Annotated in this window: 19 protein-coding genes; 3 read left to right on the top strand and 16 right to left on the bottom strand. The window is 62.7% G+C overall.

Annotated elements, in window-relative coordinates; all coding sequences use genetic code 11:
• Positions 1-127: 127 nt before the first annotated feature.
• The 14 genes from ACLBXN_RS21105 to ACLBXN_RS21040 all read right to left on the bottom strand — a co-directional run bounded on the left by ACLBXN_RS21105 (position 128) and on the right by ACLBXN_RS21040 (position 17,234).
• Entirely contained in the window at positions 128-1,231 is a 1,104-nt protein-coding gene (locus tag ACLBXN_RS21105; protein WP_230630151.1) for a dienelactone hydrolase family protein, read from the bottom strand.
• Positions 1,232-1,302: 71 nt separating this feature from the next.
• The gene (locus ACLBXN_RS21100; protein WP_447613464.1) at positions 1,303-2,826 is read right to left on the bottom strand and encodes a DUF1302 domain-containing protein; all 1,524 of its coding nucleotides are present in this window, start codon (positions 2,824-2,826) and stop codon (positions 1,303-1,305) included.
• A 23-nt stretch (positions 2,827-2,849) separates the two neighbouring features.
• A complete protein-coding gene (locus ACLBXN_RS21095; RefSeq protein WP_447613463.1) occupies positions 2,850-4,229 on the bottom strand; it encodes a DUF1329 domain-containing protein in 1,380 nt (459 codons plus the stop codon).
• A gap of 281 nt (positions 4,230-4,510) precedes the next feature.
• Positions 4,511-6,217, bottom strand: a complete 1,707-nt coding sequence (locus ACLBXN_RS21090; RefSeq protein ID WP_447613462.1) for a class I adenylate-forming enzyme family protein — start codon at positions 6,215-6,217, stop codon at positions 4,511-4,513.
• 1 nt (position 6,218) lies between these two features.
• Complete coding sequence (locus ACLBXN_RS21085; protein WP_447613461.1) at positions 6,219-7,346, bottom strand: acyl-CoA dehydrogenase family protein; 1,128 nt, start codon at positions 7,344-7,346, stop codon at positions 6,219-6,221.
• 72 nt (positions 7,347-7,418) lie between these two features.
• The gene (locus tag ACLBXN_RS21080) at positions 7,419-8,615 is read right to left on the bottom strand and encodes an acyl-CoA dehydrogenase family protein (RefSeq protein WP_447613460.1); all 1,197 of its coding nucleotides are present in this window, start codon (positions 8,613-8,615) and stop codon (positions 7,419-7,421) included.
• On the bottom strand, positions 8,612-9,694 hold the full coding sequence (locus tag ACLBXN_RS21075; RefSeq protein WP_447613459.1) for an MBL fold metallo-hydrolase: 1,083 nt from the start codon (positions 9,692-9,694) through the stop codon (positions 8,612-8,614). The genes ACLBXN_RS21080 and ACLBXN_RS21075 overlap by 4 nt, the downstream gene beginning before the upstream one ends.
• Complete coding sequence (locus ACLBXN_RS21070; protein WP_447613458.1) at positions 9,687-11,498, bottom strand: long-chain-acyl-CoA synthetase; 1,812 nt, start codon at positions 11,496-11,498, stop codon at positions 9,687-9,689. Before ACLBXN_RS21070 ends, ACLBXN_RS21075 begins: the two co-directional genes overlap by 8 nt.
• A 30-nt stretch (positions 11,499-11,528) precedes the next feature.
• Complete coding sequence (locus ACLBXN_RS21065; protein WP_447613457.1) at positions 11,529-12,710, bottom strand: acyl-CoA dehydrogenase family protein; 1,182 nt, start codon at positions 12,708-12,710, stop codon at positions 11,529-11,531.
• A 16-nt stretch (positions 12,711-12,726) separates the two neighbouring features.
• Positions 12,727-13,899, bottom strand: coding sequence for a lipid-transfer protein (locus ACLBXN_RS21060; RefSeq protein WP_447613507.1), 1,173 nt, complete (start codon positions 13,897-13,899; stop codon positions 12,727-12,729).
• Positions 13,900-13,931: 32 nt separating this feature from the next.
• The gene (locus tag ACLBXN_RS21055; RefSeq protein ID WP_447613456.1) at positions 13,932-14,348 is read right to left on the bottom strand and encodes a MaoC family dehydratase; all 417 of its coding nucleotides are present in this window, start codon (positions 14,346-14,348) and stop codon (positions 13,932-13,934) included.
• 12 nt (positions 14,349-14,360) lie between these two features.
• Complete coding sequence (locus ACLBXN_RS21050) at positions 14,361-15,464, bottom strand: acyl-CoA dehydrogenase family protein (RefSeq protein ID WP_447613455.1); 1,104 nt, start codon at positions 15,462-15,464, stop codon at positions 14,361-14,363.
• Positions 15,465-15,479: 15 nt separating this feature from the next.
• Complete coding sequence (locus ACLBXN_RS21045; RefSeq protein WP_211455571.1) at positions 15,480-16,424, bottom strand: Zn-ribbon domain-containing OB-fold protein; 945 nt, start codon at positions 16,422-16,424, stop codon at positions 15,480-15,482.
• A gap of 18 nt (positions 16,425-16,442) precedes the next feature.
• Positions 16,443-17,234, bottom strand: coding sequence for an SDR family oxidoreductase (locus ACLBXN_RS21040; protein ID WP_447613454.1), 792 nt, complete (start codon positions 17,232-17,234; stop codon positions 16,443-16,445).
• 108 nt (positions 17,235-17,342) lie between these two features.
• Between ACLBXN_RS21040 and ACLBXN_RS21035 the strand changes: the two genes are divergently transcribed.
• Positions 17,343-18,155 carry an enoyl-CoA hydratase gene (locus tag ACLBXN_RS21035; RefSeq protein ID WP_211455569.1) on the top strand — a complete coding sequence of 271 codons (813 nt, stop codon included), beginning with the start codon at positions 17,343-17,345 and terminating at the stop codon, positions 18,153-18,155.
• 46 nt (positions 18,156-18,201) lie between these two features.
• On the opposite strand, the gene ACLBXN_RS21030 is transcribed toward ACLBXN_RS21035, so the two are convergent.
• A complete protein-coding gene (locus tag ACLBXN_RS21030; protein WP_447613453.1) occupies positions 18,202-18,603 on the bottom strand; it encodes a GFA family protein in 402 nt (133 codons plus the stop codon).
• 125 nt (positions 18,604-18,728) lie between these two features.
• Positions 18,729-19,496, bottom strand: coding sequence for an SDR family NAD(P)-dependent oxidoreductase (locus tag ACLBXN_RS21025; protein ID WP_447613452.1), 768 nt, complete (start codon positions 19,494-19,496; stop codon positions 18,729-18,731).
• Positions 19,497-19,604: 108 nt separating this feature from the next.
• Between ACLBXN_RS21025 and ACLBXN_RS21020 the strand changes: the two genes are divergently transcribed.
• Positions 19,605-20,516 carry a LysR family transcriptional regulator gene (locus ACLBXN_RS21020; protein ID WP_447613451.1) on the top strand — a complete coding sequence of 304 codons (912 nt, stop codon included), beginning with the start codon at positions 19,605-19,607 and terminating at the stop codon, positions 20,514-20,516.
• 44 nt (positions 20,517-20,560) lie between these two features.
• The gene (locus ACLBXN_RS21015) at positions 20,561-21,001 is read left to right on the top strand and encodes an acetyltransferase (protein ID WP_447613450.1); all 441 of its coding nucleotides are present in this window, start codon (positions 20,561-20,563) and stop codon (positions 20,999-21,001) included.
• Positions 21,002-21,110 lie beyond the last annotated feature (109 nt).

The raw sequence follows: 21,110 nt of genomic DNA, 5'->3' as shown, positions 1-21,110 counted from the left end.
CTCCCTTTTCATTGAAACGCTGCTCTCTTGATAGTTTTACCCCCTTCATGGACAGCTACTTCAGGCAGATTCAAGACATGAAAAAGGCCAGCGATCGCTGGCCCCGTTGCTTTGTGCAGAACCTGGTCTACTGCTCAAACTTTACTTTGAGAAACTGCAGCAACTGCTTGCCGGCCAGGCTGCGTGCGGTTTCATCGCGCCCGGCGATATAGCCTACCTTGACGCAGTCTCCCAGCGCCTTGCCGCTTTGCACCCGGATTCTGTAGCGCGTCTGGCGATCAGTCTGAGCCCCGGCGGGAATCAGAGGCTGGCCATTGAAGACGGGAAAGTCCTTGTCGTTGAACTCGATGGTGCAGCCAGCCAGGTAGGGACGATTCGTCATCTCGCGCGGCTTGTCGCTTTCCCAGTCATGGCCTGCCCTGGCATAGACCACGGTGCTGACTTCGGAGCCGGCCTCACGCAGGACCTTTTCCTGCTGCGCGCAGGCCACCAGATCATTCGATGCATCCTCCCCCGCTCTGAAGCTGAGCAAGGGCGAGCCTGTGGTCTTGCGCGACTGCAGCAGCGCGTAGCAAGGCCCGTAGAAGTCCACATGCAAGGCAAAGGGCTGGATGAAAGGTGCCAGCTTGTCGCGAATGCGGGCATCCAGACTCATGCGCGCCGCGATTCCGCCCTTGGAAAACCCCATCACCCCGATACGCCAGCCATCGATGGCCGGATGCTTGTTCAAGGCCTTGAGTGCGGCATAGGCATCGGCCACGGCATCAAACTCGGAGGTACCCATGATCTTGAGCGCGTAAGGCATGTCTTCGCTGATGCCGCGCGGCTTGAAGTTATCGACCAGCAGCGCAGCAATGCCGTTGTCGGCCAGCATCTGTGCCATTTCGCTCTCGCGCCCGGGAATCGCCCCGGCACCGCCCGGCAGGACCACCATGGCTGGCACCTGCCTCTTCTCGCTGGCCCCCTTGGGCAGGAACAACTTGCCCATGCCCATGGTTGCCTCCGCCCTGGCCGGCTGACCCAGCAGAACATCGAGGTCATACGGGCTGCTGGACCTGAAACGGATGTCGCCCTGTGTATCACCGCGCAGCTCGGTAGGAGCCATCAAGGGAGCCACCTTGGGCAAAGGAGGCAAGGCATCCAGCAGATATTGCCCCGATGCGGCACTGCTCATCAATCCCAGTGCCATGGCCCTCAAAGGGGCGATCCATTGTCCGGTCGTTATTCGCATGTACTCAGACCTCTTTCAAACACAAAAGCCCGGAGAGCCGGGCCTTTGTGGTGTTGGCTCGTTGCTGTGCTTCAGAACGAGTACTTGGCAGTAACCGACAGCTGGTCGCGGTCGGCCAGAGGGCGTGCGCGCAGGGAGTCGGCGGAAGGATTGCCCAGGTAGTTGATATAGGCCACGTTGATCGAGAAATTGCTCTTGCGCACAAACGTCGCGCCAATGCTCAACCGGCTGTCGCTCTGGCCGCCGCCGAAGGTGCCGACCAGGGAGCGGCCGCGCAGTTGCGACTGGTAGCTGATCGGAATGCTCAGATCCCAGCCTTCGAAGATGCCGGGGTAGCCCAGCGTCAGGGTCGCGCCGGCCACCAGGGAGTTGCGGGTCTTGAAGCTCAGGTTGTCGGTGGAGCTGCCATCGGCCACGCTGATCACGCGAGAGCCGGAAATTTCGGCAGCTAGGGACATGTCGTCTGCGATACCGGTTCGGCCGATATTGAAGATACCGCCGACGTTGCCCTGCACCACGTCACCACGCACCGCCACACCATTGCCGTTGAGCACGGGCGTCCCCTTGCGGTAGCTGGCTTCACCAAAGGCCGAGAACTTGCCGAAGGTCGTGCTGACCGTCGTGCCCAGCATCTTGATATCGTCGAAATAGCGCACCTGGTAGCCCGTCGGTATCGCTCCATTCATGTTCACGACCAGCGAGGGAGTGCGGTCGTTGTAGTTCAGGTAGTACAGGCCGACTTCCGTCTCGTCGGTCACGCGATAGCGCCCACCGATACCCCACTGGCCCGAGCTGCTGGGCCGGATGTCATTGCCGCGCCGCAGGCCACGGCAGGTCGCGCCGTTGTAGACACCCAGGCAGGAGGCGCCGGGACCCAGGGCATTGCTGGTGCTGGTGTACATGCCCGGAGCAGGCAGCAGCGTCTCGTGGAAGCCGAACTGGTAGTGACCCAGCAACGAGAGCTTGGGGCTGACTTCCAGCGAGGCCGAGATCTGGTCTTCAGGCAGCAGGATTTCCTTGACTTCGGCGCCGGGCGAGGCGGCCTTTGCCGCATCGCTGGGGCCCTGGGCCGCAGCGATATTGGCAAAATACATGGACTCGCCCCAGTTCACCACCTGCTTGCCCAGACGCACCGTGGCACGGGCCTCACCCATGTTGAAGCTGGTGTAGGCATAGGTATCGAGAAGGCGCGAATAGCCGCCGCCATAGCGCTTGGCAGCAGAGTTGAACTCGTCCACGGGACCGGCCGTGCTGATCGGGCCCTTGTTGTCGTTGCGCTGGTGGTAGACGTCGTCATAGAAGGTGCTGGCGTTCAGCACAAAGCCGCTGTCGCCTTTGGACAGCTTGCTTTCCCAGACGGCGCCCAGCCGGTTGGCCGTCAGCGCCCCCTTCTTGAAGTTGTTGTTGCCGTCCGTGTTCAGCACCGGCGATGGGTTGTCCAGACGAACACCCAGGCCATAGCTCACGTTCAGACGCCAGTCGAACTTCAGACCATCGCCCAGCTCGACCGTCTCCCCCGCTTGAACCGCTCCCGCGCCCAGGGACAGCAGCGCCGCCACTGCGATGGGAGTGAGTTTCTTCATATTGTTTTTCATAGTGAGTCGCTCGTTGATAAAACTTAGTTGCCCGCGTTGCGAGCGGCTTCTGGCGTGAACATGGCGGGCACGAGATCACCCTTGTTCAGGACGGGACCCTGGGCGCGTTCCTGAAAAAGGTTGTAGCCCATGTACCCGCCGGAATTCAGGTCGTGATAGAAGGACGTGCCTGCATGCCAGGCCTTGATGTCGAAGGAGTAGTAGTAGTTGATGAAGGCGTGCTGCCACAGCTGGCCGCGCGCGTCATACATGTCCGCAGCCACGGCCTGACCGGTGTCCTCGTCGACGAACAGCACACGCTTGCCGTAGACATGCCGGAAGCCATCCTTCAGGGTGCCTTCAACGGCCCAGACGCGGCGCAGCTCATAGCGCATGAAATCGGGATTGGCATGACCGGGCTTGAGCAGGTCGGCGTACTTCACCGTGGGCTGGTGGATCTTGTAGTTGTTGGCGGGGATGTACATCTCCTTCTTGCCCAGCAACTTCCAGCTGTAGCGCTCGGGCGAGCCGTTGAAGAGACGGTCCGAGTCGATGGTCATCTTGCCGCCGGTTCCGGCCATGGGCTGGTCGAAGCCATACTCGGGCACCTGGCGCACACGGCGTGTACCGGGGTCGTAGCTCCAGGCCAGGCGCTTGTCCTTGGCGAAATTGACGGGTTCCACGGAGTGGGTCACGCCGCCCTTCTCGCGCTCGGGAGCCAGCGTTCTGGTGCGTGTATAGGCCATCACGCCTTCGACCGGCTTGCCCAGCATCTCCGGCTTGTTGACCATGTCCAGGTTCAGGTTCTGCATGCGGCCGAAGCTCATGCTGCCGTCCGACAGCACGTTTGCCATGTCGCGCGTGATGGACTCGGTGTAGGCACGCGTGGGCAGCAGGTTGTTCCAGATCACTTCCTGTCCGGTCTTGGGAATCGGGAAGTTGATCGCTCCGAAGCTGCCCTTGATGCCCATGCCGTTGTCGACGACCTCGGACTCCAGTGCATTTTTCTTCAACACGGCACAGACTTCATCCGTATAGCGGAAGTCACGATGCCCCTTGTAGACCGGAATCTGCATGGTCTTGGGGTACTTCTGGAACATGGCTTTCTGGCCGGCGCTGAGCTTGTCGCCATACTTGTCCATGTTCTCCGCCGTGATCACGAACAGAGGCTTTTCATCGGCATAGATATCCACGGGATGCTTGCCGCTGGATTGCACATGGGCCACACCGGTGGGCGCGCCAGCCCATTTGCCAGTGAACTCGGGAATCGTGCCTTCCTTGTTGCCGGCCTTGATGGCTCCCACGCAAGTCAATTCCTTGCCCAGCTGCTCTGCTTCGCTCGCCGGCACCTTCGCCCATGCCGACGATGCAACCATCAGGCCAACTGCCACTGCGAGCGGAGTCCTGGCTGTCACAAACTTCATCTCTGTCTCCTAGGTTCTAGAACTTATTTTTGGTGGGTGCTACAAACGAAGTACATCGCCTCGCGCAGTCCCAGTGGTTTTGCCGTTTGCAGGCAGTTGCATACTGCGTCAGCAGGTCTGTTCAACCATCGTCTGAGTTGACTACTGACAGACCCTAGAGACCTAGTCCACATGGGTAACTCAAAGCGTTTTGCCCAATGAAAAAGCCTGCTGGTGCGCGAGGCAGCAGCAGGCTTTGGAAAGCAGATCGGGAAAGTCCTAGAACCACCCCGATTCGGGCATCAACTCAGCAGATGAGCGCATTCCTTGCGAATCGATGCCTTGAGCATCTTGCCGGCGGGATTGCGCGGCAAAGGCTCGGCACGCACGACGATGCGGCTGGGCACCTTGTAGCTCGCCAGACGCTGAGCCACGAACTCGCGAAGAAGCTCGGGAGTGACCTGACTCCACGATTTCCCGACCACCACGGCTACGACCTGCTCGCCCGTGACCTCGTGCGGCATGGAGAACACGGCGGCCTCCTCCAGCGACTCATGCTGCAGCAGGCAGGCCTCGACCTCGGCCGCGGCAATCTTTTCACCGCTGCGGTTAATCACGTCCTTGATGCGGTCGACGATGGTCAGGAAGCCCTCATCGTTCAGAAAGCCTATGTCTCCGGTGTGGAACCAGCCCCCCTGCATGGCCTTGGCGGTAGCCTCCTCGTCGCCGCAATAGCGCTCCATCAGGGTCACGCCCCGCAGCCAGATCTCGCCGCTCTGCCCCACGGGCAGGGCTGCGCCATCCAGATCGGCAATGCGCACCTCGATGATGGGCGACAGCACCCCCGAGCTACGCGGATGCTCCTCGAACATGCGCCCCGAGCTGCCTGCACAGACGCCGTTGGACTCGGTCAGTCCAAATCCTATGCCGGACATGCGCCCCTTGAACTTGGTCAGCACCTCGTCGATCAGACGCGTGTGCAGTCCCGCCCCGCCAAAGCCCACGCCGGAGAGATTGCCCGAGCTTTGCGGCTGCTCGAATCCGGGCAGGCCGATCAGCTGCTGCACCATGCTGGGCGCACCATTGAACTGCGTGACTTTCTCCTTGCGGATCAGCTCGGCAGCCTTCTCGGGCTCCCAGCGGTGCACAAAGATCAGGCGACGGCCATGGCGCAGGCTGACCAGCAGCTGGGCATGCAGGCCGCTGACGTGGAACAGCGGCACGGCCGACAAGGTGGTCGGCTGCAGCTGGCGCGCCATGATGGCGGCAATCGCGTCCGGCGAGGTCATGGCTGCCACTGCACCGATGAAGTCGATATTGAAGATGGCCTGGCACACGGCGCGGTGCGTGGACTCCACACCCTTGGCACGGCTGGTGGCACCCGATGTGAACAGGATCAGCGCAGCTTCATCGGCACTCAGCTGCGGCGACACAAAGCCATCATGACCTCCTGCAGTCAGCGCCTGCCAGCTGATGTCGCCAACCTCGCCATCCACCACCACCGTCTTGATGGCGGTCTGCGCAATCGCCTGGCTGATGCGAGCATGGCGGTCGGCATCGCAGATCAGCATCACCGGGCTGGTGTCTTCCAGATTGGCCATCAGCTCGTTGCTCAGACCAAAGCTGTTCAAAGGCACCGGCACCGCGCCCAGCAAGGCCGTGGCGGCAAAGGCAACCACCCACTCGGGGCGGTTGCGCATGGCGATGGCCACCCGGTCGCCGGCCTTGAGGCCCTGCTGCTTCTGCAAGCGGCTGGCCAGTGCGTCGGCTGCGGCAAAGAAACGGTCGAAAGTCCAGCGATCATCGCCATAGACCATGAACTCGGCCGCGCCGTGGCCCCGGCCTGCATCGATCAGCTGGGCCAGAGTCTGAAACGCATTGCGATAGGCGGCCACACTGCGCCCATCGGGCAGCGTGATCTGCTGCACTTCAAAAGGTGCACCCGGCGCCGTCAGCTGCGCGCGAACGCTGCTGATCTTTTCACCTATGGAAACCAAAGCATCGCTCATCTCAGAAACCTTTCAGTTGTGCAAAGCGGTTGCGGTGATAGCTGCCGTCGCCCAGCAGGCGTTGCAAGACACGTGCCCGCTTGAAGAACAGACCGATGTCCAGTTCGTCCGTCACCCCGATGCCGCCATGCAGCTGTATGGACTCGTTGCAGAGCTTCTCGCAGAGGTCGGATGCCCTGGCCTTGGCCATGCTGGCCAGCTCGGGCACCTTGTCTTCACGACCGGAGTCGATGGCTTCGAGGGCCGCCAGCACGCAGCTCTCCAGCAGCTCAAGCTCCACATACAGGCGTGCCGCACGGTGCTGCAATGCCTGGAATGAGCCGATCTGCACATCGAACTGAACGCGCTCCTTCAGATAGCTTACCGTGCGCTGGAACACTTCACGCAGCAGGCCCAGAGACTCTGCGGCAAGACAGGCTCTGGCCCGGTCCAGCACTTCCTCCAGCGCCTGAGCCGCCGGCCTGGCCACCAGTGCCATCTCGGCACTCAGAACCACCTTGTCAAACCGTACGCGCGCCATGTTGCGGCTGTCTATCATGCTCATGGGACTGACGCTGACACCCTGGGCATCGGCAGGCACCAGCCACAGGCCGGGAGCACCTTCTCCAGAGACAGCCAGCACCACAAAGCCATTGGCGCCCACGCCATCCAGCACAAAGGCCTTTTCGCCGCTCAGGCTCCAGCCCGTGCCGGTCTGCTCGGCCACCGCAGCAGCTGCGGCGGCCAGATGCTGGCCGGATTTTTCCTCCAGGGCCAGCGCCAGCCTGGCCTGCCCACTGGCGAGCAGGGGCAGCCACTGCGCCTGCTGGGCTGCAGAGCCCGCGCGAATCAGCAGCTCCGGTGCCAGCACGGCCTGGCTCAGCAACGGCTGGGCCGACAGGTTGCGGCCAATGGCTTCAAACACGGCGCCCATGCCCAGATAGCCTGCAGCCAGTCCCTCGTGCGACTCGGGCAGCACCGCCACTGGCCAGCCCATCTCCACCATCTGCTGCCACAGCGACGTATCAAAGCCCTGTTCCACCTTTGCATCGCGCAGGCGACGCTGCTGGGCCACAGGCGCTTCCTGCGCGAGAAAGGCTGCAGCACTGTCCTTGAGCAGCTCCTGCTCTTGCGACAAAAGCATGGTCATATTCTTGTCTCCATTTCAATTCGTTATCCGCCGCCCCGCAGCGGGGCGCCAAGCCGCATTGCAGTCCAATGGTCAAGGCAGTTCCAGCACCCGCTTGGCAATGATGTTGAGCTGCACCTCCGAGCTGCCGCCGGCAATCGTGTAGCTCTTGGAGCGCAGCCAGGCACGGCCTACCTCTATCTCGTCAGCCGTGAAGTCATCGCCGGCGTCCCAGCCCAGGCCGCGCAGGCCCAGTGCCTGCTGCAGCAGCTCGTACTTGGCGACCTCCTGCTCGGTCTGCACCAGCTTCATGATGCTGGAGGGGCCGGAAACATCCTGGCGCGCCAGCGCCTTTTCGGTCACCCGACGATGGGTCAGGGCGAAAGACTGTGCATCCATGAGCAGTCCAGCCAGCTTGTCGCGCAGTGCGCCATCGCGGACCTGCCCCTGCTCATCCACCATATAGGGCAATGCGGTCCTGAGAGCATCGTGCGAGGGCGCGCCGCCTTCCGTGAACTTGGACATGGCCGCACGCTCGTGCTGCAGCAGCTTCTTGGCCAGAGACCAGCCTTCGCCTTCCCTGCCCACCAGCTGGCGCACAGGCACCCGCACGTCGTCAAAGAAGACCTGGCAGAAGCTGGACTTGCCACTGATCAGCTCTATGGGCTTGACCGTGACGCCCGGGCTCTTCATGTCGATCAGCAGGAAGCTGATGCCGTCCTGCTTCTTGCCTTCGCTGCTGGTGCGGACCAGCGCGTACATCCAGTCGCCCTTGTCTCCATCCGAGGTCCAGATCTTGCCCCCGTTGACGATGTAGGCCTCGCCCTGCTCATCCGTCACGCGCCTGGCCGAGGTCTTGAGGCTGGCCAGATCCGAGCCGGCATTGGGCTCCGAAAAGCCCTGGCACCAGCGCTGCTCGCCACGCATCATGGGCAGCAGATGCTCGAGCTTTTGCTCGTGCGTCCCCACCTCCACGAGGACCGGCCCCAGCATCCACACGCCCAGGTTGTACTGGGGCTGGCGGCAACCGAGACGGGCCATCTCAGTGTCCAGGATGCGGGCTTGCTTGGGAGAGAGACCGCCACCGCCGTATTCACGCGGCCAGGACGGAGCGAACCAGCCGCGGTCGCGCATGCGTTCGAACCACAGCTTCTGATCCTCGTTCAGGAACTGCAGCCTGGAGCTGCCCCAGACCATCTCTTCAGAGACAATGGGCCGGCGCATGCTTGCAGGACAGTTCTCCTCCAGCCACTGCGCCACGTCTTGTTTGAATGTTTCCAGTTCCGTCATGGCTTCCTCACTTCGGCCAACGAGAAATATGCAATCTTGCCTTCACCCGCGGTGCGCAACAGCACTCCATCCTGGTGAAGCAGGTTCAAATGGGCTATCGTTTCCCCTAGGGCCATCAGACGATCCACGGGGCTGCGCAGCCGGGGAAAGAGCACCGGCACCAGTTCGGCCGCCGTTGCGCGCCCCACCTGGCCCAGATGCCCGGTCAGCAGCGCAAACTGCTCGGCATGGTGCTCATGCACCTGGACCAGACGCTCGTGCAGGCCGTAGAACACGCCTTGATGCGATGGCAGCACCAGGGTGTCGGCCGGCAGCTCGCGCAGTCGATGCAGCGAATCGATCCAGAGCTTGAGCGGATTGCCCTCCGGCTCGATGGGGCTGACCATCACGTTCGATGTGATGCGCGGCAGCACCTGATCACCGGCCAGCAAAATGCCCTCGTCCTCGCAATACAGACAGGCATGCTCTGGCGAGTGCCCTTCGCCCAGCACAATGCGCCACTGGCGCTCCCCGATCTTCAGCAGCTCGCCCGGATGAATGCGCTGGTAATGGCTGGGCTGCCTGGGCATGAACGGATCCTTGCGCATGGCAGTCAGCATGCTGTCCAGCTCCTCGCTGCTCACGCCTGCACGCGCATAGAAATCGCGATGCGCCTCGGGCAGCGGATCGGGCGGCGGCCCCATCAGCGAGCGCAGCATCATGAACTCTCCATAGGTCATGAGCAGCGGCACGCCAAAGCGTTGCTGCAACCACCATGCCGCTCCCGCATGGTCATAGTGGCAGTGGGTGCAAATCACGCGGGTCAGCGGCTGTCCAGCCAGCTTCTGCGCAAAGATCTTCTCCCACAGCTCAAACGTAGCGGGGATTCCCAGCCCCGTGTCCACCAGCGCCCAGCCGTCGCCGTCCCTGAGCAGATAGACATTGATGTGATCCAGGGCCATGGGCATGGGCATGCGCAGCCACAACAGGCCTGGCACGATCTCCACATGGCTGCCATCGGCTGCCGGCGGCTCGAAAGGGTAGCGCAGCACCTCTGCGGGCTTGGCCCGTACGCGCTCCTGCGCGACGGCGCTAGCCACGCAGAGCCTCTTCAAGTGCGGCGGCAGTCAGCGGCACATAGGTCTGCAGCTTGTCGTTGCGCACAAACAGCGGATCGGCACCGGGTACGCCGTCATAGCCCTGCTTCTGCAGATCCACCTTGCGCAGCTTGTAATTGCCGGTCATGTCCGGCGTATCCATCAGTCGCACGAACAGCGGTGCTGCATAGCGTGGCAGGCGGGAGATGGCCAGCTCCCAGAAGGCCCCGGGGTCGAACCCTGCACCCTCATGCATCACCAGAGCGACCATGCCTGCACGACCGCCATGGCCGGGAACCTGCACGCCATAGACGGTAATCGCATCCAGGCCCTTGAAGTCCCCCAGCGCATCGCCGACCTCCATGGTCGAGACGTTCTCGCTCTTCCAGCGGAAGGTATCGCCGATGCGGTCCACAAACCAGCAATAACCGTCTTCGTCGCAACGCAGCAGATCGCCCGAGGTCCACCAGACATCGCCCGACTGGAAGGCATTGCGCAGCAGCTTCTTTTCGGAGGCCTCCTCGCTGGTATAGCCTTCGAAGCGCCCGGCGACCACGCCCGGATACTGAATGACCATGCCTATGGCTTCGCCCGGTTCGTTCACACCGGCAAGCTGCAGAAATCCGTTCTCGTCGCGGATGTAATCGCCCTTTTCCTGGTCGTAGCGAACCAGGCGCAGATTGGTTTTCTCCCAGAAGGGCACGCGACCGCAGGAGCCGATCCGATTGTCCAGATTGATGGTGTTGGTGTTGGACTCCGTCCCGCCCCAGCCTTCGTAAATCTGGAACACGGCGCCGAAGCGCGAGGTCCATTGCTGCCAGATCTCGGGCGTGAGGCCGGTTCCTGCCATCTTGCGCAAGCTGTGCTCCCGGTCCTTGTCGGTCGCAGGCACGCTGAGCAGAAAGCGGCAGATCTCCCCCACATACTGGCAAAAGCTGATGCCATGCGTGCGGATATCGCGCCAGAACTCGCTGCGGCTGAACTTGCGACGCACCACGATGCGCGCGCCTGCGGCCATGGCGGTCGCGGTCAGCGACATGGAAGCCGCGCCATGGTAGAGCGGCAGAAAGCAGTAAAAGCAGTCGTCCCGGGTGATTTCCCAGAGCAGCTGCATGGAGTCCCCCGCCATCAACCAGCGTGCATGGCTGATGACCGCAGCCTTCGGCAGGCCCGTGGTGCCGGAGGTGAAGATGTACTGCGCCGTATCGCCGGCCAGCACGCCCTCGCGCCATGCAAGCGGCACGGGGGAATCGTCCTGGCTCACGGCCAGAGCCTGCAGATCCGGCCCGAACTGCGACAGAACCTCCGCTGCCGCTGGCCTGTCCTCATCCGGCCAGTGCCAGTAGGTCAGTGCGGTGTTCAGACCTTCGGTCTGCGCAAAACGCTCCGCGCATTCCTCGCCCACAATCACATGGCCGGCCCTGGTCACCTCCAGTGCATGCGTCAGCGGCTTGCCCGTGACATGGGTGTTGATGAAGGCCACCACGGCCCCCAGCTTGGCCACGCCGAACCAGGCAAAGAAAAATGCGGGGCGGTTCTCGATGGCCATGGCCACCACATCGCCTTTTCTCACTCCCTGCCCGTGCAGCGCGCGAGCCACCTGATCGGCGCGCTGATTGAACTGCGCGTAGGTGTAGCGCACATCGCCCTCGGTCAGAAAGATGCGCTCGCCGAAATCTCGCGCACAGTCCTCCAGGCGATCGGCCATGGTGTAGGGCGTATCGGCCATGTACTTGGCCGCAATGGGCGCGCGACGATCCAGCTTGAGCTGGGTCTGCTCGCGCGACACCACAGTCGTGTCGCTCATCACATGTCTCCTTGGTATTTTTGTCGTCGATCAGCGCTGAGGACGCGGCATGCCGAGGCCGAACTGGGCAATCAGCTCGCGCTGGATCTCGTTCGTGCCGCCACCGAAGGTGTTGATGGTGGAGGCGCGCAGCTCATACTCCAGCTCGCCCATCAGATAGGAGGCCGCCGAGCCTCCGCGCACCAGCGCGCTGCTGCCCACGATGTCCATCAATCGATGCAGCACCTCGACCACGCCTTCCGAGCCATAGACCTTGGTGGCGGATGCCAGGCTCACATCCATGGCGCCAGCTTCCAGGCTGGCCGCGATGCGGAAATTGGTCAGCCGCATGGCCTCCAGGCGGGCATAGCACTCGGCCAGGCTGCGCCTGACCCAGGCCTGATCGACCGCGCGACGCCCCTGCTCGTCCCTGGCCTTGGCCCACTGCAGCACCTTGGCGAAGGGCGCGAACACCTTGTCCGACCAGGCCCCCAGACCCAGGCGCTCGTGGTTGAGCTGGGCGGTGATCAGTTTCCAGCCGCCATTGAGCTCACCGATCAGACGCGCTGAGGGCACTTCGACATTGTCGAAATACGTGGCCGCCGTGTAATTGCCCACAGTCTGAATCAGCGTGTGCGAGAAGCCCTTGTCCCGGGTATCGACCACCATGATGGAAATACCTTTGTGACGGGCCAGCTCCTGGTCGGTGCGGGCCGCCAGCCACACGTAATCGGCCGACTCGATGCCTGAAGTCCACAACTTCTGGCCGTTGACCACGAAATGCCCGGTCTGCAGATCGCCCTGCAGCTGCGCCTGCGTCTTGAGCATGGCAAGGTCGGAGCCCGCGCCGGGCTCGGAGTAGCCAATGGCGAAGATGATGTCGCCGCTGGCCATGCCCGGCAGAAACTCCTTCTTCTGCGCCTCGGTGCCATGCTCCATCAGTGCGGGGCCGACGGTGCTGATGGTGACGAAAGGCAGCGGAGCCCCGGCGATGTTCGCCTCCTCAAAGAAGATCAGTTGCTCGGTGGCCGACAGGCCCTGGCCGCCGAACTCCTTGGGCCAGCCTATGGCCAGCCAGCCATCGCGTCCCATCTTGCGGATCAGCTCGCGGTACTCGTCGCCGCCCTCGGCACCGCGCATGCGGGCCTTGAGCTCTGGCGTCATCAGCGCCTGAAAGTAGTCACGGCACTTGAGGCGCAGCGCATGCTGCTCGGGAGTCAGGTCAATGAACATGAATGTCTCCTTGCCATCAGGCCTCGTCGCCCAGAATCAGGCCACTGGTGGGCACACCGGTACCTGCGGTAACCACCATGTTGTGCACGTCCTTGACCTGGTTGACGGAGCTGCCGCGAATCTGGCGCACGGCTTCGGCAATGCCGTTCATGCCGTGGATATAGGCTTCGCCCAGTTGGCCACCATGGGTGTTGATGGGCATGGAGCCACCGCGCGCATGCTCGCCGCTGCGGATGAAATCCTTGGCCTCGCCGCGCTTGACGAAACCGAACTCCTCAAGCTGGGGCAGCACAAAGGGCGAGAAATGGTCATACAGCACCGCGCTTTGCACGTCCTTGGGCGTCAGGCGGCTTTGCTGCCACAGCTGTCTGGCCACATGGCCCATCTCGGGCAGACCGGTGATGTCTTCGCGGTAGAAGGAAGTCATGGACTGCTGGCCGTCGGAGATGCCCTGGGCTGCGGCCTTGATATAGACCGGCTTGGTCTTCATCTCGCGCGCACGGTCGCTCGATGTGATGACCATGGCCACGGCGCCGTCGGACTCCTGGCAGCAGTCCAGCAGGTGCAGCGGCTCGCAGATCCAGCGGCTGGCCTGGTGCTCCTCCAGCGTGATGGGCTTGCCGTGGAAGAAGGCCTTGGGATTGGTGGCGGCAAAGTCGCGCACGGCCACGGCCACACGGCCGAAGTCCTCGCTGGTGGCGCCGAAGCTGTGCATATAGCGGCGCGCAAACATGCCCACCCAGGAGGCCGGCGTATGAAAGCCGTGGGGCATGTACCAGCCATAGTTCACATTGTCAAAGAACGGCGTGCTGCCGAAGCCATAGCTGCCGGTGCCGAAGCGGTACCAGCTGCGCTCATTCATGGCGCGGTAGACCACCACCGTCTTGGCAATGCCGGTGGCCACGGCCATGGCAGCATGCAGCACGGGGCCGCAGGCAGCACCGCCGCCATGCGGCACCTGCGAGAAAAAGCTCACGTTGCGAGCCCCGAGCAGGCGGGCGATTTCATACTCGGGAACCTTGTCCACGGAGTACGAGGAAAAGCCATCCACCTCCTTGGGATCGATGCCGGCATCGCTCAGCGCAGCCAGCGTGGCCTCCATGGCCAGACGCAGCTCGGTACGGCCCGAGTTCTTGGAAAATTCTGTCGCACCCAGACCCACAATGGCGGCGCGACCGGAAATATTCATATCGTTCACAGGAATGTCTCCGCTTGTTGTTCTTAGGCCAGGGCCACTTGCACGGTGCCGCTGACGTGAGAGCCCATGGAATTGCTGCCCTTGAGTGCGATCTGAACGCTGCGCGTGGCCTCGTTCTTCTCGGTCACGGAGCCCGTGAACTTCATGGTGTCGCCGGGATAGTTGGGCGCACCCAGGCGAATCTTCAGATCCATGAGGCGCGCCTCGTCGCCAGCCCAGCTCTCGACAAAGCTCTGCACCAGACCGTTGGTGGTCAGGATGTTCATGAAGATATGGGGCGAGCCCAGCTCGCGCGCGGCGTCGCGGTCGTGGTGACCGGGGAAATAGTCACGCGTGGCGATGGCACCGCCGGCAATCAGCGGCACGGTGATGGGCACGCTCACGGATTGCAGCTCGTCGTCCACGTTCACCGACTCGAAACGAATAGATTGATTGGCCATGTTGTTGTCTCCTTAGCGGTCTTCGGGCAGGTCGTACTTCCAGCCGAGCGTGTCGTTTTCTGCGAGCCACTGGCCCAGTGCTTCCAGGTGCTGTTCGGCGCTGCCGAGCTCGGCAGCCAGCGCACGGCACCAGAACATGAAGCGGTGGATGTGATAGGTCACATCCACGCCCATTCCGCCATGCACGTGCTGTGCAACGCGGCCCACCTTCAGGCCCAGCTCGTTGGACTGTGCACGCACTGCGTGGGCCTGCGGCACGCAGGGCAGACCTGCATCCAGGCGCCAGACCAACTGGCTCAGCGCGCTGCGCTGGGCCTGCATGAGGATGTAGCCGTCGGCCATCTGTCCCTGGACCAGCTGAAAGGTGCCGATGGGTCGGTCGAACTGCTTGCGCTCGCTCACGTACTCCACCGTGCGGCGCAACTGCTCCTGCGTCACGCCCTGCTGCAGGCTGGCCAGGCAGGCGATGGCGGCCTCATGGACCCAGTCCAGCGCGCGACCGCCCAGCACGGCCAGCACCGGCGTGTTGCGAAAGCTGATGTCTGCCACCGCGCAATAGTCCTCGCGCATGCCGGCCACGCGGCTGACGCCATCGGCCTGCAGACTCACCAGCACCAGCCTGATCTCGTCACCCGCCGCCGCTGCCACCAGAGCCATCTGAGCCTGCTCGCCCAACGGCACGGCTTGCAGTTGGCCTTTGAGCCGGTCACCCTGCAACTGAAGCGCCGGCCCGCGTGTGGCCACGGCGGCCTGCAGCGACAAAGCCAGCAGCTCGCCCTGCATGGCTGACTGAACGACTGCGTCCTGTCCCTCGGCAAACCTGGCAATCGCGGCTGCGGCGACCTGCTGCTGCCACAGCGGAACCTGCGCCAGCGCACGGCCCTGCTGCTCCAGCACGGCCAGCATCTCGCTCATGCCCAGACCCAGACCACCTGCGGCTTCCGGCACCAGAATGCTGTGCAGGCCTGCAGCCACGCACTGCTGCCACAGCTCCTGCATAAAGGGCTGACCCGAGGCATCGTGCTCGCGCAGCTTGTCGTCCGTGCAATAGTCGGCGAACAGGCTTTGCGCCATGTCGGCAAACGCACGCTGGTCTTCACTGAGTTGAAAATCCATGACGGCCTCCTCGCATCAGGCCACGGGGCGGAACTGGGCCAGAGTCAGATCACCATCAAAGGTGTTGAACTCCACCTGCACCTTCTGGCCGATCTGCACCTCGCCGGGCTTGACGCCGACCAGCTGGGCGATCACGCGCACGCCCTCCTGCAGCTCCACCAGGCCGATGGGATTGGGGTGGTCGAAAGGCGGAACTTCGGGGTAATGCATGACCACGAAGGAGTACACCGTGCCCTGGCCGCTGGCCTCGACCGTGTCCCAGTCGAAGGAATGGCATTGGGGGCAGACGGGACCCGGGGGATGGTGCAGATCGCCGCAGCTCTTGCAGCGCTGAATCAGGAGCTTTCCTTCCTTCAGGCCTTCCCAGAAGAAGCGGTTGTCATCGCTCACACCGGGAGCGGGCCGCTTGATCTTCGCGGCCGCCGCCGGCGCGGGTTCGGCCTTTTGCACATTGGCGGGACGGAACTTGAAGACGCGGAACATCAGCTGGCCGACCTTCTCGTCTTCGCCGCCCGGGGTCTTGATCGAGAAATACTCCATGATCTGCGTCACGAAGTAACCCGTGCCCAGGGCCGTGGTCTTCTCTTCGCTGATGGCTTCCAGGCGTGTCGTGTAGTACAGATCCTCGCCCTCAAGCACATCGCGCTCGAAACTCAGCTCCGAGTTCACCGCCACGGTGGAAGGAAAGCCCTGCGCCTCGATCAGCTTCAGAACTTCATACGGATTCTCGGTCGTGGAGCCGGGCGGGTAGTTGTTCTGCACCGGCCCTTCCATGCACCAGACCTGCAGCATGGCAGGAGGCGCAACGGTCTTGCCCTCCTTGTCGGTCTTGACGGCCACGCCCATCAGCTCGCACCACTGACGAATCATGGGGCTGTTGACCTTGTCCCAGGCATAGACACGCCCGTATTGCTTGCCCACATAGCTGCGGACTTCTGCCATCCAGTCTTGATCGGTCAAGATTGTCTCCTTTGAAATTCAGTGTTTCTGCGGCACGGATTCCGAGTTCGATGCACTCAGGAATGCGGGGCGCTCGCCGCCGCCGTGCAGCAGCAGATTGGTGCCGCTCATGTAGGAAGCGCTCTGCGAAGCCACATACAGGCAGGCGTTGGCAATGTCCTCGGGTTCAGCCAGGCGGCCCGCAGGAATGGTCTGAGCGACCGAGGCGATACCGGCCTCGTCCCCGAAGTGCAGATGCGACTGCTCGGTGCGCACCAGGCCGGGGCTGACGGCCACCACCCGTACCTTGGGCGCCCACTCCACCGCCAGAGAGCTGACCAGGCTCAGCACCGCAGCCTTGGCTGCGCCGTAGGCCGCCGTACCGGGCGAAGGGCGCAGCGCGCTGATGCTGCCGATGCAGACAATCACGCCGCCACCGTCCTGCTGCTGCATCACGGCATTGGCGGCCTGAGAGGCGTGCAGGGTCGAGAAGAGATTCAGGCGCAGCACGCTTTCGTGAAAGCGCGGCGATACCGTGGCCGCATCCACATGGGGAGCGCCGCCGGCGTTGTTGACAAGAACGTCCAGGCGACCATGGCGGCGCTGTACCTCGTCGACCATGTCCTTGATGGCCTGGGCCTCGCGCACATCGCAGGCCATGAAGTCCGCGCTGCGACCGCCCGCATCGGGCAACGCTTCGGGTTGCTGGCGCCCGCAGACCACCACCGTGGCGCCTGCGGCGAGAAACCCCTGCGCAATGGCCTTGCCTATGCCCTTGGTGCCGCCGGTGACCAGCACCACCTTGTTTTGAAAGTCGTTGTTCGTATCCATGGCTGCCAATTTAGATTTCGGCACCGGCAGCAGATACGTCCAAAAGGACGATGTTGGTCTCTTGCCTGAAAACGACCATCGACCCTGTTCAACTCCTTGGGAAACCTTATGTCAGCAACGCCTACTGCTATTGAAATGACGAACGCCGCGCAGGAGGAACTGCTGGTTCGGCAGCAGGACAACGGCGTGGCGGTGGTGCAGCTCAACCGCCCTCAGGCCACGAATGCACTGAGCCTGTCCCTGCAGGCCGCGCTGTCCAGAACCTTCGCCGCACTGAGCGCAGACGCCAGCGTGCGCTGCATTGTTCTGACCGGTGGCGACAAGGTGTTCGCAGCGGGCGGCGACATCCGGAGCATGGACTCCTGCGGCCCCATAGAGATCATGAAGCGCCACACGGAGCGGGTCTGGGCGCCAATCGAGAAATGCCCCAAGCCCATCATCGCGGCGGTCTGCGGCTATGCCTTTGGAGGCGGGGCCGAGCTGGCCATGCATTGCGACATCATCATTGCCGGCCGCGGTGCCAGCTTTGCCCAGCCCGAAATTCGCATCGGCATCATGCCCGGCATCGGCGGCACCCAGCGTCTGGTGCGTGCCGTGGGCAAGTTCCAGGCCATGCGCATCCTGTTGACCGGCAAACCCGTCAGCGCCGACGAGGCCTGCGCCATGGGTCTGGTCAGCCTAGTCTGTGCAGACGATCAGGTAATCCCTGAGGCCCTGAAAATGGCAAAACTCATCGCCGCCATGCCGCCGCTGGCCGTGGAGCAGATCAAGGAAGTGGTGATTGCCGGCATGGATGCCTCGCTGGATGCCGCCCTGATGCTGGAGCGCAAGGCCAACCAGATTCTGTTTGCGACCCGGGACCAGAAGGAAGGCATGCATGCCTTCATCGAGAAACGCCAGCCGGAATTCAAGGGGGAATGAGTGCTTTTTTGCCCCGGATCCGGGAGCACTGGCAGAGGACTATCTCTCAGTCAGGCGGCATGCAGCCATCGGCAAAGTCCGACCACAAGGGCCGGGAGTCCAGGTGCACATGCTTTTGCTGTGATGCCGTGAAAGCCGAGTCCAGTGTGCCCAGCGCTATGCATATCCAGTCGGCCCAGTCGCCGGCCTGCCTGGACCAGAACAGCGACGAGCCGCAGTGCTGGCAGAACTGCCTGTGCACGGACGCCGAAGAGGCATAGGACTTGATATCGCTCTGCCCGGAGACTATGCACAAGTCCTTGCGCGGCACGGCGCCATAGCTTGCGAACGCGGAGCCATGGCTTTTGCGGCACTGCCCGCAATGGCAGTGAGTCACGGCCCTGGGCGGCGACAGCAGCCGATAGGCGACTCTTGCACATAAACAGCTTCCCAGGTAGTTCTCGGGCACGACTCGGTCTCCAATCTTCCATTCAAAAACGAGGCCGAAGGCATCACCTCTGCCGCTGCGCGCCTGCATGCCCGATACCGCTCACCCCGAGAAATCCGGATGGATTCCTCTGGGTCGACGCCTGCTCAGAGCATCATGCCGCCAGAGACTTCAATGCGCTGGCCCGTGACCCAGTTGTTGCCATCGGCAAGCAATGCGGCAACTGCGGCGCCCACATCGTCGGGACGCCCCACCCGACCCATGGCGGTCAGGCCGCTGATATGGGCATTGACCTGTGCATTGTCGCGCACCACGCCACCACCGAAATCCGTTTCTATGGCGCCGGGAGCAATGGTGTTCACGGCGATGCCGCGTGCCCCCAGCTCCTTGGCCAGATAACGCGTCATCACTTCGATACCGCCCTTCATCACCGCATAGGCGGCATAGCCCGGGAAGCTGAAACGTGCCAGCCCGGACGAGGTATTGACGATGCGTCCGCCGTCCCTGATCAGGGGCAGCAGCTTTTGCGTCAGAAAGAACGTGCCCTTGAGGTGAATATCGACGAGCAGATCGAACTGCTCTTCCGTGGTCTCGGCAAACGGCGCCATCAAGCCGATGCCGGCATTGTTCACCAGATAGTCGAACTGCTCGCGCTGCCAGGTGTCGGCCAGCACGCCCCTGACACGTTCGGCAAACGCAGCAAAGCTCTTGCTGTCGCCCACGTCCAGGCGCAGCGCCACGGCGCGGCTGCCCAGCGCCTCGATGCGGGAGACCAGCTCCTGCGCATCGCTTTCGCTGTCCTTGTAAGTGACGATCAGGTGAACGCCGAGTTCGGCCAGTTTGAGGGCTTCGCTACGGCCCAGGCCACGGCTTGCGCCGGTGATCAATGCGATACGGGGTGCAGATGCTTGCATGTCGGTCTCATGGAGGATGTCAACAAGCCAGGACTTTAGGTGTTCTCAATCCATGAATAAACACCTCAATAAAGATCTCACTGTTCACTTTGAAAATACAATCAAGCCATGGACTTCAATGCGCTTCATGTGTTCACCCGCGTTGCCGAGCTCTCCAGCTTCACGCTGGCCGCAGACCAGCTCGGGCTGACCAAAAGCCGTGTGTCGACCGTGGTCCAGCAGCTGGAAAGGCAGCTCGGAACCCGTCTGCTGCAACGCACTACCAGACATGTGCGGCTGACCGCCGATGGCGAGCAGTTCCTCGAACGCAGCAAGGAGTTGGTGGCCGACTTGGAACAGCTGCAAGCCATGTTCCAGCCTGCCACCAGCGGACTGCGTGGCAGTCTGCGCATCGATATGCCCAACACCCTGGCCCGGGACGTCGTCCTTCCGAAACTGCCCGAATTCCTCTCGGCCCACCCTTTGCTGGAAGTGGGCATCAGCACCAGCGACCGCCGCGTGGATGTGGTGCAGGAAGGCTTTGACTGCGTGGTGCGCATCGGACCGCTGGCAGATACCGACTTGATCGCCCGCACGCTCGGCGCGCTGGAGATGTGCAATCTGGCCAGCCCCGCCTATCTGGAGCGCCACGGCACACCCGCAACATTGGCTGATCTGTCACGCCACCGGATCATTCACTATGCAAACCAGCTCGGACGGCATGGCGCGGGCTGGGAGTATCAGCGCGGCAGGGAGAGCGCCCTGCAGCCCATGCGCTGCGCATTGGTGGTCAACGGCACGGATGCCTACCAGGCCGCCTGTCTTGCCGGTCTGGGCCTGATTCAGGCGCCCGTCCGGGGTGCGCGCCATCTGCTCGATCAGGGTCTGTTGGTCGAGGTCATGCCCGACTTCAAGGCCCCGCCCATGCCGGTATCCCTGCTCTACCCGCATCGCAGACATATTGCGCCGCGGGTCACCGCTTTCCTGAACTGGATCACCGAGGTGCTGCAGCCCCATCTGACAGGCATGGACCGCTCCTGATGCCCGCCCTCGGGCCAAGCATGCTTGGTGTACATAATCCGTCGATGACTTCCATTCGAGCTTCCCGCCCCGACGAAGGGACACGAGCGATAGAGATCTGGCGCCATGCCGTTGATGCCACGCATGACTTTCTGAGTCCGCAGGATCGCGCCGAGATTGACGAGATGGTGTGCGGCTTTCTGCCACACGCCGCGCTGTGGTTCGCTGTCGACGCGCAGGACCATCCCCTGGCCTTCATGCTCATGAACCAGGGCCATATGGAAGCGCTGTTTGTGGACCCTGCCTTCCGGCACCGTGGCCTCGGTGCGGCGCTGGTGCGCCACGGCCTGACGCTGCACCCCGAGATGAGCACCGACGTGAACGAGCAGAATGCGCAGGCAGTGGGCTTTTACGAACGCCTGGGCTTCAAGCGCACGGGCCGCTCTGCGCTCGATGGGCAAGGCCGCGCCTACCCCATCATCCATCTGAAATACGCCAATCCCTGAAGGGCCGGCCTGACTGGACCAGGCGCCGATCCAGCCCGACTCACTGCATTCAGCACCTCAAAAGCTATTTAAACAAGAGCATCTAGCGCATGTCTATTATTGATTTCAG

The sequence above is a fragment of the Comamonas sp. C24C genome (genome assembly GCF_053345995.1).
Note: the sequence above shows the minus strand (reverse complement) of the source record. Positions and strands in the feature narration are given on the sequence as shown.

What these genes read in the sequence shown, in the direction of transcription:
- ACLBXN_RS21105 (WP_230630151.1), bottom strand. Translation starts at nt 1,231, where the DNA reads ATGCGAATAACGACCGGACAATGGATCGCCCCTTTGAGGGCCATGGCA.
- ACLBXN_RS21100 (WP_447613464.1), bottom strand. Translation starts at nt 2,826, where the DNA reads ATGAAAAACAATATGAAGAAACTCACTCCCATCGCAGTGGCGGCGCTG.
- ACLBXN_RS21095 (WP_447613463.1), bottom strand. Translation starts at nt 4,229, where the DNA reads ATGAAGTTTGTGACAGCCAGGACTCCGCTCGCAGTGGCAGTTGGCCTG.
- ACLBXN_RS21090 (WP_447613462.1), bottom strand. Translation starts at nt 6,217, where the DNA reads ATGAGCGATGCTTTGGTTTCCATAGGTGAAAAGATCAGCAGCGTTCGC.
- ACLBXN_RS21085 (WP_447613461.1), bottom strand. Translation starts at nt 7,346, where the DNA reads ATGACCATGCTTTTGTCGCAAGAGCAGGAGCTGCTCAAGGACAGTGCT.
- ACLBXN_RS21080 (WP_447613460.1), bottom strand. Translation starts at nt 8,615, where the DNA reads ATGACGGAACTGGAAACATTCAAACAAGACGTGGCGCAGTGGCTGGAG.
- ACLBXN_RS21070 (WP_447613458.1), bottom strand. Translation starts at nt 11,498, where the DNA reads ATGAGCGACACGACTGTGGTGTCGCGCGAGCAGACCCAGCTCAAGCTG.
- ACLBXN_RS21065 (WP_447613457.1), bottom strand. Translation starts at nt 12,710, where the DNA reads ATGTTCATTGACCTGACTCCCGAGCAGCATGCGCTGCGCCTCAAGTGC.
- ACLBXN_RS21060 (WP_447613507.1), bottom strand. Translation starts at nt 13,899, where the DNA reads ATGAATATTTCCGGTCGCGCCGCCATTGTGGGTCTGGGTGCGACAGAA.
- ACLBXN_RS21055 (WP_447613456.1), bottom strand. Translation starts at nt 14,348, where the DNA reads ATGGCCAATCAATCTATTCGTTTCGAGTCGGTGAACGTGGACGACGAG.
- ACLBXN_RS21050 (WP_447613455.1), bottom strand. Translation starts at nt 15,464, where the DNA reads ATGGATTTTCAACTCAGTGAAGACCAGCGTGCGTTTGCCGACATGGCG.
- ACLBXN_RS21040 (WP_447613454.1), bottom strand. Translation starts at nt 17,234, where the DNA reads ATGGATACGAACAACGACTTTCAAAACAAGGTGGTGCTGGTCACCGGC.
- ACLBXN_RS21035 (WP_211455569.1), top strand. Translation starts at nt 17,343, where the DNA reads ATGTCAGCAACGCCTACTGCTATTGAAATGACGAACGCCGCGCAGGAG.
- ACLBXN_RS21025 (WP_447613452.1), bottom strand. Translation starts at nt 19,496, where the DNA reads ATGCAAGCATCTGCACCCCGTATCGCATTGATCACCGGCGCAAGCCGT.
- ACLBXN_RS21020 (WP_447613451.1), top strand. Translation starts at nt 19,605, where the DNA reads ATGGACTTCAATGCGCTTCATGTGTTCACCCGCGTTGCCGAGCTCTCC.
- ACLBXN_RS21015 (WP_447613450.1), top strand. Translation starts at nt 20,561, where the DNA reads ATGACTTCCATTCGAGCTTCCCGCCCCGACGAAGGGACACGAGCGATA.